This window comes from Mycobacterium ostraviense (assembly GCF_002705925.1).
Lineage (GTDB): Bacteria > Actinomycetota > Actinomycetes > Mycobacteriales > Mycobacteriaceae > Mycobacterium > Mycobacterium ostraviense.
Genome location: NZ_NKRE01000001.1, coordinates 2,598,483 through 2,610,094, shown reverse-complemented (window position 1 = coordinate 2,610,094; position 11,612 = coordinate 2,598,483). Strand labels below are relative to the sequence as shown.

The 11,612-nt window shown below is 68.8% G+C and carries 9 protein-coding genes; 3 read left to right on the top strand and 6 right to left on the bottom strand.

The window, feature by feature from the left end:
* From CDN38_RS11925 to CDN38_RS11905, 5 genes are all read right to left on the bottom strand, one after another.
* Window positions 1-333: a GNAT family N-acetyltransferase gene (locus CDN38_RS11925; protein ID WP_075509656.1), complete on the bottom strand. Its 333-nt coding sequence runs from the start codon at window positions 331-333 to the stop codon at window positions 1-3.
* Between the two features lie 381 nt (window positions 334-714).
* Entirely contained in the window at window positions 715-2,160 is a 1,446-nt protein-coding gene (locus CDN38_RS11920) for a lipase maturation factor family protein (RefSeq protein ID WP_075509655.1), read from the bottom strand.
* Window positions 2,161-2,235: 75 nt separating this feature from the next.
* Complete coding sequence (locus CDN38_RS11915) at window positions 2,236-2,997, bottom strand: glycerophosphodiester phosphodiesterase family protein (protein WP_201258253.1); 762 nt, start codon at window positions 2,995-2,997, stop codon at window positions 2,236-2,238.
* A 1-nt stretch (window position 2,998) separates the two neighbouring features.
* On the bottom strand, window positions 2,999-7,219 hold the full coding sequence (locus CDN38_RS11910; RefSeq protein ID WP_099318974.1) for an alpha-(1->3)-arabinofuranosyltransferase: 4,221 nt from the start codon (window positions 7,217-7,219) through the stop codon (window positions 2,999-3,001).
* 55 nt (window positions 7,220-7,274) lie between these two features.
* Window positions 7,275-7,448 (bottom strand): DUF2613 domain-containing protein, encoded by a 174-nt coding sequence (locus CDN38_RS11905; protein WP_023369784.1) that lies wholly within the window; start codon window positions 7,446-7,448, stop codon window positions 7,275-7,277.
* A gap of 164 nt (window positions 7,449-7,612) precedes the next feature.
* On the opposite strand from CDN38_RS11905, the gene CDN38_RS11900 reads away from it, so the two are divergent.
* The 3 genes from CDN38_RS11900 to CDN38_RS11890 are packed head-to-tail and all read left to right on the top strand — an operon-like array spanning window position 7,613 to window position 10,757.
* On the top strand, window positions 7,613-8,788 hold the full coding sequence (locus CDN38_RS11900; protein WP_099318973.1) for a glycoside hydrolase family 3 N-terminal domain-containing protein: 1,176 nt from the start codon (window positions 7,613-7,615) through the stop codon (window positions 8,786-8,788).
* Between the two features lie 58 nt (window positions 8,789-8,846).
* Window positions 8,847-9,485, top strand: coding sequence for a TetR/AcrR family transcriptional regulator (locus CDN38_RS11895; protein ID WP_075509652.1), 639 nt, complete (start codon window positions 8,847-8,849; stop codon window positions 9,483-9,485).
* A gap of 9 nt (window positions 9,486-9,494) precedes the next feature.
* Entirely contained in the window at window positions 9,495-10,757 is a 1,263-nt protein-coding gene (locus tag CDN38_RS11890; RefSeq protein WP_075509651.1) for a chloride channel protein, read from the top strand.
* Between the two features lie 3 nt (window positions 10,758-10,760).
* Here CDN38_RS11890 and CDN38_RS11885 read toward each other — a convergent pair whose 3' ends face one another.
* A complete protein-coding gene (locus CDN38_RS11885; RefSeq protein ID WP_075509650.1) occupies window positions 10,761-11,603 on the bottom strand; it encodes a MaoC/PaaZ C-terminal domain-containing protein in 843 nt (280 codons plus the stop codon).
* Window positions 11,604-11,612: the final 9 nt, after the last annotated feature.

Genomic DNA, 11,612 nt, shown 5'->3' with positions numbered 1-11,612 from the left:
TCAAGCCCGAGCTCGCACCGCCGCGTGCGCCTGCGGAGTGATCGGGTCGAGGATGTCGTCGTAATCGTCGTGTTTGTCGACGTAGGCGGCGACGAACGGGCAGATCGCCACGATGCGCTTTCCCGCGGCGCGGGTGTCCGCCAGCGCCGCGGCGATGAGCGTGCTGGCCAGGCCGCGGCCGGCGAATTTCTCGTCGACCTCGGTGTGGTAGAAGATGCGCTGGCCGCCGGTGTCGGCAGTGTCGACATAGGCGGTCAGCCCGGCCCGTTCGCCGTCGGCGCTGATCTCGTAACGCTTGCTTTGGGTGGCGTTGGTGACGGTCGGTTCTGTCATGTCCCCTCTATCCGGTCGGTTGGTGCGGCATTTCCGATGACACAAACATCCAGGGCTTGTAGTAGCGACGCTACCGCGGAGCTGCCCCGCGACGGCCGGGCAACCGATATGCAGTTGTCCGCCAAGGAGGAAACGGACCTCGCTGGCTCGGCGGTTCGGGACGTCGCCGACAACCCTAGACGTGGCCGGATGTGCAGCGACACGACGAAGGTCATCCGTCGACCGTATCGATAATCCCGTGACGACGTCGCAAGCCGGGGAGCAGCGCGATGCCTCGTTGTCGCGGATAGGTGGGCACAATGGATGTCCACCGACGGAGAAACAGGTGTGGCCCAGGTGACTAACCAGATGGTCACATTCACCATGATGTCATTCGACCCCTCACCCGGGCGGGGATGTCACTCTCCCGAGCGACATCGGCCGCACGTAGCTACCCACCAATGTGCGATGCCACCAGGCGTGGTCGCGCCGCAGCTCCTCAAAAGTGGTGAAGCGGTACCGATAAAGCTGAGCACGCACGTATCGCGGTGGTGCATCCGGAAACGGGTTGCACCGCAACAGCTTCAGCGTCGGCCGATCGTTGCGCAACAGCCGCGTCAGCAACGGTGTCATCCAGGGCAGCGCGTAGCCCGGAGATATCGCGGCAAACCACATCAGCCAGTCCAGGCGAAGGTGGTAGGGCGCCCATTGCCGCGGCAATCGGCGTACCGAGCCGGGCTTGCCCTTGAATTCGTACTCTTTCCACACCGTGTCGCCGGTGATCTCGTCCTCGGCGGTTCCTTCGATCACCACCTCGTGGCGGGTGCGGCTGATGCTGCCGAATGCGCCGTAGGTGTTCACCAAATGAAAGGGGTTGAACGACATGTTCATCCGCTGCCGGGTGGACAGCATGTTGCGTGCCGGCCAGTAGCTCAGAATCAATACCGCCGCGGCGAACACGAAGACCAGGGCGGTGAACCACAGCGGCGGCCCGGCCAGCGCGGGTTGAGCAGGTACCGGCAGCACCGTCGCCAGCGACGAGTGGTCGACCGCGCTGCACGCCAGCAGGATCGTCAGCCAGTTGAGCCAGGAGAAGTTTCCCGACAGCACCAACCACAGCTGGGTGGCGATGATGACGGCCGCGGCAATGCTGGCGACCGGTTGCGGGGCGAACAATCCGAACGGCACGACGAGTTGCGCAAAATGGTTGCCCGCCACCTCGATCCGGTGCAGCGGCTTGGGCAGGTGATGGAAGAACCAGCTCAGCGGCCCCGGCATGGGTTGCGTCTCATGGTGGTAGTACAGGCACGTGAGGTTGCGCCAGCACGGGTCACCGCGCATCTTGATCAGACCCGCGCCGAACTCGACCCGAAACAGCAGCCAGCGCACCAGCCACAGCGTCAGAATCGGCGGTGCCACCCGGGCGTTGCCCAGGAAGATCATCAGGAATCCGGTTTCGAGTAGCAATGATTCCCAACCGAATCCGTACCACACCTGGCCCACGTTGACGATCGACAGATACAGCACCCACAGTGTGAGCCACATCAGCATGGCGGCCCACAACGGGACAAGGTCGGCCACACCGGCGACGACGGCCGCCGACAGCAGGGCGCCGAACCAGCACCCGCCGGCGAATATTCGGTCGGAATAGCGAAGGTGAAAGAGGCTCGGTGTTCGCCAGAAGGATCTGTCGGCCACATATCGTGGCACCGGCAGCATTCCCTGCTCTCCGATGAGTGCCCGGAACTGCCGCGCGGCGGCGACGAACGCCGTCAGGTAGATGACCGCGGCGCCCCGCTCGAGCAGCATTCTGCCCAGCCAGTATTCGGGCGCCGAAAACCATCCCATGGCAGTACTCCTCGGACGGTGACCGCGTATCCAGTTAACCAGTCGGCAAACCGGTAGCCAACAGTTTCCGCGCCGCTACCACTCTCCCCGTGACGTCAGCACCTCACGGAGCAGGTCCGCGCGATCGGTGATGATGCCGTCCACACCGATGTCGAGAAGCGCATGCATTGTCGCGGGGTCGTCGATCGTCCAGGCGTGCACCTGACGTCCGGAAGCATGCATGGCCCGCAGCAACGCCGGCGTGATCACCGGCACGCCACCCAGCCGCGGCGGCAACTGCACGCAGTCGCTGTCGCGCAGCAGCCGCTGCGCATACGCCCGGCGGCCCGCCGACCGGGCCGCCATGAACGCCATGAACGCACCCGTACCCGCCGCACTGGCGACCCGCTGGGTGAGCAGACGCACCGCCCGCTGGCGACGCCGGTCGGAAAACGACGCGATCAGCACCCGGTCGTGCACCTTCAACCGCTCGATGACCGCGACGGTCGGTTCGATGGCCGACTCGGCTTTGATGTCGATATTGACCCGCGCGTCCGGGAAGGTGACAAGGAGTTCTTCGAGCGTCGGAATCGGTTCTCCGGAGCCCAGATCCGCCGCACTGGCCTGCCGCCAGGACAACTGGTCGATCGCGCCCGGCACTCCGGACGCAACCGGGAGCCGGCGGTCATGCAGGATCACCGCGACGCCGTCGCGGGTGGCGCGAACGTCGGTCTCGAGGTAGCGAAACCCGACCTTCACCGCCTCGTGAAACGCCGCCATGCTGTTCTTGGGCAGCCTGAACGAGGTAAACCCCCGGTGCGCCATGGCAATTGGCCCGGTGCTTCGAAAGAACTCCACGTCAAGTCTCCTGTTCGGGGCCCTGTCCGGGACTCCCATCTCTAGCCCGCATCGACACCGATGCGGCCAACACCGCGAGCGAAATCAGGGCCAGCAGTTGGACACTCGCTGAATGGCCGGCGTAGCCGTCCACCGAGCGCCACGGATGACGAGACAATACTGCCCCGGCCAGAATCAGACCACCCGCGCTCAAGCCGACGGTGATCCAGCCGAGCAACCGTTCTCGGTCGCGCAATACATACCGCAGCCCGAGGGCGGCGCCTACCACGGCCACTCCCGCCGCCCCGGCAATCGCCGCGCCGGCCGCCAGCACCGCGACCGCCGCCAACGGCCCGGGTACCCAAGGGCGTACGGCCGCATGGCCGAGGTCTTTCCCTCGCCGCCGCCAGAACGCGAGCAGGGCTAGCACCGGCAGCAGCGTAAGCCCGAAAGCCAGGCCCGATCGATACACCGAGTTGGGCGCGAAGGAGAGGGTTATGGTGCCGGGATCGCCGGCGGGCACCACCCAGCCCTGCTGCCAGCCATTGACCGCGACCGCAGTCAGCCTGGCGCCGCTACTGGTACGCGCCACCCAGCCGGGGTTGATGCTTTCCGGAATGACCAGCACCCGCGAGGTGGCCGAGGCGGGCGTCCGCACTTCCCGACGGCCCGGCCCCCACACCCCGGTTGACGCGGGAACCGTTGTGGCGGTGGGTAATTCGGCTGCTTCCGGAGCTGTCAGCTGGGCACCGTCGACGACGAATTCCGCTCCCGGACCGATCAACAGCTCCTGTTGGCCGGCCGGCAGCGAGATGGGCTCGCGTTCGCAGGGCAGCGCCGCAACCGGTTCGCCGTCCAGCAGCGCGCCCACCGTGGTCCGAATCGAGGTGTGCACGAAGCGGCCGGCCACCGCGATGACCGGGCCGTGCTCACAGTCGACGGTGATCTCTCGGGATCGGTTCCGCACGGCGTCCGCGGCCGCGATCGGGCTGCCGTCGGCGCCGAGCGCGGTCACCTCGGTTAGACCGGGAGGCTTGAGTTGGTCGAAGCCCAACGCGTTGCGGTCGATGATGTCTTCCCAGTCGAGCAGGCTGATGGTGACGGTGTCGGTGACCCGGGGGTGTAACGACAGCGTCTGCGGCGTGCCGTCGCGATCGACGGCACGCACCTGGGGCCCGTCGCCCAGGTCGACGGCCACCATCGTCGGATGGGCGGGCAACGCCGACCGGCTGGGCAGCAGGCGCAGTCCGGCCACCTCAGTGGGCCGGGGCAGGGTGAGGGTCAGGGTCGGCGGCGACTTGTACTGCACCACCCGCTGCGGCGCGGTCCACGCGGTGGCGGGGTCGCCGTCGGTGGCGGCGTAGGCCGAGCCCAGGACGTCGAGCACATCGGAGTCGCCGTGCGCGCGGGTGGTGTCCGGCTCGGCGATCAGATCGGCAAGTTTGGGCCCCTGCCTGGGCCGCACCCACACCGTCGGGGTCACCGTCGTCGGGTGCGGCACGGTGAGTGTGCGGCTGAAGTTGACCGGCTCCTCGGGCGCCAGGGCCATCGACGCGGCGCAGCGCACACTGTCGGGCGCCGGCGCGCAACCCGGCCGGCCCAGCAGTTCGGATCCCAGGTCCCAGCGCGCGATCGTCGACTCCGCCGGCGGCCCGGGTACCGCCACGGTGTGGTGCAGCTGGACCGGGTGGGCGAACCCGGACGCGTCGTATTGGGTGATCGCCAGGTCGGTGACGCCGAACTGCACCCCGGCGGACCCGTCGTCGGTGGCGGCCGCGGTGACCCGCACCAAGGGCGTTTCGCCGTAGGGCAGCGCCGCGGTGAGCGGCTTGCCCGCCTCGTCGAACCGCAGGGTGGTGCTGCCGGTGGCGGTCTCGACCAGGATGCGCCGGATCTGCGCGCCGACGGCGGTCGCACTCGGCGTCAGGGTGATGACGGCGTTGGCCACCGGATGATCGAAGTCCACCTGCAGCCATTGCCCGACGGCGGCCTGCAGGGCGTTGGACACCCAGGCGGTCGCCGAGTCGCCGTCGATCGCGGCCGCCGCCGAGGTAGCCGGGGCCACGTCGGGCATGGCGGTGGAATCCGCCGACGAGCTCGACACCGTGACGCGGCCACCGGTCCATCCCCCGTACACCAGGTCGGCGCCGGGGACCGGATAGTCGGGCACCCGGTTGTAGGTGTGCCGGGTGTCCCCGGGGGCCCGGATCGCCGAGGAGTGCTGGTCCACCCGGCCGTAGTCGGTTTCACGGGCCACCGGAGTGTCGGTGAGTGTCACCAGGGGTGCCGGCAGGCCGGCCGCACGGGCGTCGGCCGTAAGCAGCACCGGACCCAGCCCCGGTTGGCCCGACAGCCGCCGCCGCTCGTCAAGACGCAGCAGCACCTCAGGCCCGCCGTCGACGCGGGGCAGCCGGTCGGTGTCGACGAAGTAGGGCGCCCCAGCCGAAAGCGACTCGCCGACCCGGTATATCTCTAAAGCGGGATAGCGCGGCCGCAGTCCGCTGTCGCTGACGAACCCGGCCAGCGAGCCGGGGCCCACCGGCGCGCCGAACTCCGCCACCTTCGCCAGCCCGGGTGAGCCGGCGATGGCGCGGTGCACCAGGATCGGGCGTGCCGAGCGCGACGTCTCGGGGTCCAGATCGTTACGCAGCACCAGATATGAAATGCCTTGGCGCGCAAGGGTATCGGCCAGGCCGGCCGATGGGCGTCCGGCCGCGAACAAGCGCTGCACCGAGTCCAGCGCCCGGATGGTCTGCGGCGGGGTCAGCGGGATGGAGTCGCGTACCCCCCACGGGCTGCTGCCCAGCACCTGTAGCGGCTCGTCGTGGCTAGTGCCCCATACCTGGGTGGCGAACGGCGCTCCGGGCACCACCAGCACCCGCCCGGGCGTCGGTGTCCCGGCGTTATGCGCGTTGAGCCAGTCGGCGGCCTCATGCCAGTACCGCGGTATCGCACTGAAGGTGCCGGGCGGGGTGAGCCGCCCGGTCCAGGCCAGCGAGGTGCTGACCGCCAGCGCGGTCAGCACGACGACTCCCGCCGCGATCCGTTTGTCGCGTTCCGGATGGGCAAAAGCACTCAGCCACAACGCCTTCGGCGCACTACCCGGGAGCGGAATCCGGCCCAGCAACCCCGCGATGCCCAGCACCAGCGGCAGCCGGATCACCGGCCCCAACTTATGCACGTTACGCAACGGCGTGCCGCCGGCGTCCAGAAACACCTGGACCTGGTGGGCCAGCGGCGAACCCAGCCCACCGCTGTAGCCGACGGCCAGCAACACCACCCCGACCAACAGCATCGTCACCTGCCGGCCGCGGGCCGGCATCGCCGGGCTGGCCAGCCCGGCCAGCCCGGCCGCCGCCACCAGACACGTAGCCAGGGTTGCGACCGACCCGGTCACCAGCGGCGCCCCGGCGGTCGCGTCGGGCGCCACGAACGGCGTCCAGCTGTCGGTGCCGCGCAACACCTCCACCAGCGACGACCACTGCGTCGTCACGCCGGAGGATTCGATGAAGTCCAGAAACGGCGGACTGACCCCGCGCAGCTGACGCAGCGCCACCACCCACCACAGCGTCGCCAACACCAGCGCCACCAGCAACCACGCAGTATAGCGCCACCACAGTCGGTTGGGCCGGTGACAGGCCAGCCAGATCACCGCGGGCAGACAACCGGCCACCGTCGCGATGGCGTTCACCGCGCCCATCAGCGCCACCGCCACACCGGCCTGGGCCGCCAGCGCTCGTACCGATCGGCCCGACGCGCCCCGCAGGGCCAGGATCGCCGGCAGCAGCACCCACGGCGCCAGCATCATCGGCAGCGTTTCCGACGAGATCGACCCCAGCGTGGTCAGCGCCCTCGGCGACAGCGCATACGCCGCCGCCGCGATCACCCGCGATGGCGGGCTGCCGATGCCCAGCGCCTCGGCGACCCGCAGCAAACCCCAGAAGCCGACCGTGAGCAGCACCGCCCACCACAGCCGCTGGGTGATCCAGCCCGGGATGCCCAGCAGATGGCCGGTCAGGAAGAACGTCCCGTGCGGAAACAGGTAGCCATATGCCTGGTTCTGCGATTGGCCGAAGGGCAGCTCGCTGTTCCACAGGTTCGTCGCGCGCGCCAGGAACCGCAGCGGGTTGGCGGTGAGATCGAGTTTGGTGTCGGGGGAGACCCGGCCGGGTGACTGGGCGAACGTCAGCGTCAGCGACACCGCCCCGACCAACAGCAGCCACTGGCGGGACAGCGGCGTCACCGGCGGGTCTGCCGCTAGCGCCGCCGCGCTGAGCTTCGAAGCCGACGCCGCCGGATTAGCTACGGTTGCCGTACTCGACCCGGTTGAGCACTGACGACGACGGATCGCCCCCGGGCAGTGGCGGCTTCGTGTCCTGCTGCACCATCAGGGTGATACCGAAGATTGCGGCCGCGCCCAGCAACAGACCAACCACCACGCTCGCGGCGGCGGGCGCGACGATCCGGTTCATCGTTGGCTCCTTGAGGCGTGCGGTCCTGACGGGAAAAACCTAGCCGCCAACCTAGCAGAACGCGGTCTCATGGCTGTCGGGGTCGTCTTACGGGGCCGGTCGACAACGTAACAGTGGTTGCCCCCGAACCCGGCGCCGAAACACCACCGTGACAGCATGTCCGGATGGCTTTTCCGCGCACCCTGACGGTGCTTGCGGCGGTCTCGGCGCTGGTGGCCGGCTGCGGCCACGGCGGCAGCCGGACCGGATCGTCGTCGACGACGGCGTCGAGCACACCGCCCGGCCCGCCCCCGGTCGCCGCTCCGGCACCGCGGGTGTGTGCCGACCCGACGGCGGTGCCGGCGTCGTTGTCCACCCGGGATAAGCTGGCCCAGCTGCTGATGGTGGGGGTGCGCGACGCGGCCGACGCCAAGGCGGTGGTGAGCAGCTATCGCGTCGGCGGCATCCTGATCGGCAGTGACACCGACCTGTCCATGGTGAACGGCCCGCTGGCCGAGATCGCCGCCGGCGCCGGCCCGCTGCCGCTGGCCGTCGGCGTCGACGAGGAAGGCGGCCGGGTGTCGCGGTTGCACTCGCTGCTCGGTGGCCGGGGTCCGTCGGCCCGGGAGCTGGCCCAGACCCAAACCGTCGCCCAGGTCCACGATGTGGCGCTGGAGCGGGGCCGGCAGATGAAGAAACTGGGTATCACCGTCGACTTCGCGCCGGTGGTCGACGTCACCGACGCGCCCGACGACACGGTGATCGGGGACCGTTCGTTCGGTTCGGATCCGGATAAGGTCACCGCCTACGCCGGCGCCTACGCGCAGGGGCTGCGCGATGCCGAGCTGCTGCCGGTGCTCAAGCACTTCCCGGGCCACGGGCGCGGCTCGGGCGATTCGCACTCCGGCGGGGTGACCACGCCGCCGCTGAGGGAGCTGGTGGCCAGCGACCTGGTGCCCTACCGCACCCTGCTGACCCAGACCCCGGTCGCAGTGATGGTGGGCCATCTGCAGGTTCCCGGGTTGACCGGCAGCGAACCGGCCAGCCTGAGCAAGGCCGCGGTGGACCTGCTGCGCACCGGCACCGGATATGGCGGGCCTGCTTTCGGCGGCCCGGTGTTCAGCGACGACCTGTCCAGCATGGCCGCGATCTCGGACCGGTACGGGGTGGCCGAGGCGGTGTTACGCACCTTGCAGGCCGGCACCGATATCGCGTTGTGGGTCACGACCAAAGAGGTGCCCGCCGTCCTGGACCGGTTGGAACACGCGTTGGCTGCGGGCGAATTGCAGATGCCCGCGATCGACGAATCGGTGGTGCGGGTGGCCGCGATGAAGAACGTCTCCCCGAACTGTGGTCATTAGCTTGACCCGGCATTGCTTACCCTAGAGTCGGATTGACCGGCTGGAGGGGTGCACGGCAATGGCAGGTGGTACGAAGAGGCTACCGCGTGCTGTCCGTGAGCAGCAGATGCTGGATGCCGCCGTACAGATGTTCTCGGAAAACGGCTATCACGAGACCTCGATGGACACGATCGCCGCCGCGGCGCAAATCTCCAAGCCGATGCTGTACCTGTACTACGGCTCCAAGGAGGATCTGTTCGGCGCCTGCCTGAACCGTGAGATGAACCGGTTCATCGACGCGCTGCGCGCCGACATCGACCTGACCGTGAGTCCAAAAGACTTGCTGCGCAACGCCATCGTGTCGTTCCTGCGCTACATCGACACCAACCGGGCGTCGTGGATCGTGATGTACACGCAGGCCACCAGCTCGCAAGCGTTCGCCCAGACGGTGCGCGAGGGACGTGAGCAGATCATCGACCTGGTCGCCGGGATGCTGCACGCCGGGACCCGCAGCCCGCGGTCTGACGCCGAAATCGACATGATGGCGGTTGCGCTGGTAGGGGCGGGCGAGGCGGTGGGGACCCGGCTCAGCGTCGGCGACATCGACGTCGACGAGGCGGCCGAGATGATGATCGACTTGTTCTGGCACGGCCTCAAGGGCGCGCCCGCGGAGCGTGACACCGGCCCGAACCTGGGTCCCAACGTCGCCGCGGGCTAGATTCGTGCGGTGCCTAACCGGCCGGCCCGCCCCAACCTCGACTTTTTCTGCGCGGTGATCGTCGCCGGTCTGCTGGCCGGGCTCGCCGGTTTGTCGACGACGGTGGTGCTGCGCTTCGTCGAACATCTCACCTACCACTACACTTTCGGCTCGCTGCTCGACGGGATCACCGGCAGCAGTCCGGTCCGGCGCGCGGCGGGGCCGATGGTCGGCGCCGCACTGGCGGGGCTGGGCTGGTGGATCTTGCGCCGCAGCACCAAGGTGCCGCCGCTGGCCGGAACCATCGCCCGGCATGATCCGATACCGCCGGTGTCGTGGAGCATCGACGCCGCGCTGCAGATCATGCTGGTGGGCTCCGGCGCCTCGCTCGGCCGCGAAGGCGCGCCACGCCAATTCGCCGCTGCCCTCACCGACGTGGGATGCCGATGGTTGCGGCGGCTGTCACCCGGCGATCGGGAGATCCTACTGGCATGTGCCGCCGGGGCCGGGCTGGCGGCGGTCTACGCCGTCCCGCTGGCCGGGGCGCTGTTCGCCCTGCGGATCATGCTCAACACCTGGCGGTTGCGGGCGGTGGGTGCGGCGCTGATCACATCCAGCCTCGCCGTCGCGATCGGTTCGGCCGTCACCCACGATCGTCCCGAACTCGACTGGCCCCGTGCCGAATCGACCTATCTGCTCAGCGCGCACGGATTGTTGCTGGCGCCCTTCGCGCTGGTGGTGGGTTTGACGTTCAACCGGATCATGGCCGCGGCGCGGCCGCGCACCCTGCTGCGGTCCTGGATCCTGATCCCCACGCTGGCGGCCGCGGGATTGCTGACCGGAATCTGTTCGCATTGGTGGCCCCAGCTTCCCGGAAACGGCGAGAGCATCCTGACGGTCAGTCTGGCCAGCGGGATGACGCTGTCGTCGGCGGCCGTGATCTTGCTGTTGAAGCCGTTACTGACCGCGCTGTTCCTGCGCGCCGGCGGAGCCGGCGGGCTGCTGACACCATCGTTGGCCACCGGCGCTGCGGCGGGGTCGCTGCTGGTGCTGACGCTCAACGAGGCGACCGGGACGCACCTGCACGGACCGGTGATCTCGCTGGCCGGTGCCGCCGGCGTGCTTGCGGTCACCCAGGGCTCGCCCACCTGGGCGGCGATCTTCGTCTGGGAGCTGGCGCGGCCACCGATTTGGATGCTGGTGGTCTTCGTGGTCACCGCGGTCGGTGCGGAAGCACTGAAGAGGCTCGCCGTCGGCCGCCGGCTCCCGCACCTCGACCATCGCGCGGGCTGATCGCTACAGCGGCCGCAACGTCGCGGTCAGATGCGGATACCCCTTCGACATGTTGCGCAACGTCAGGTCCCAGCCGTTATCGGCTTCGTCGATGTAGACGCCGACGCTGGCCGGCAGCAGCACCGGTTTGCCGAACCGCGCCGAATACCGCACCGCGTCCGGCAGCCGGGCCTCGATGTTCGCCAACACCGCTGCGGCGCTGAACATCCCGTGTGCGATGACGGTGGGGAAGCCGAACAGCCGCGCCGCGATCGGATTGGTGTGGATGGGGTTGTGATCTCCGCCGACGGCCGCATAGCGGCGGATTCGGGCCGGCGTGATCCGCAGCAACGCAGACGGCGGGGGCAGCTTGGGCTGCTTGCGCGGCGGTGGTTTCGGTTCGCCGGACAAGCTGGTGCGTTGCTGATGCAGGAATGTCGTCACCTGCTGCCAGGCGAGCTCGTTGCCGACGCGGATCTCGGTCACCAGGTCCACCAGCAAGCCCTTGCGGTGCTCTCGCAGGTTTTCGGCGTGCGCCCGCACGCCGACCGTGTCGGTCACCGCGATCGGCCGGTACCGGGTGATGTGGTTCTCGGTGTGTACCGATCCCATTGCGGCGAACGGGAAATCGAAACCTGTGACCAATGCCATCACCGAGGGAAACGCCAACGCGAACGGGTAAGTCAACGGAACGTCGTTGCCGTAGCGCAGACCGGTGACCGCCGCATAGTCGGCCACGTTGGCGTGGTCGATCCGAAGCTCCTCGACGGTCACCGCCCGGGTGGGCAGCTGGCCGCCGCGCGGCACCATAGGCAACGCTCCCGCCGCCGCGCGGAGCATGTTTCTCAGGCCGCTTGGCTGGTTCACCGAATCCTC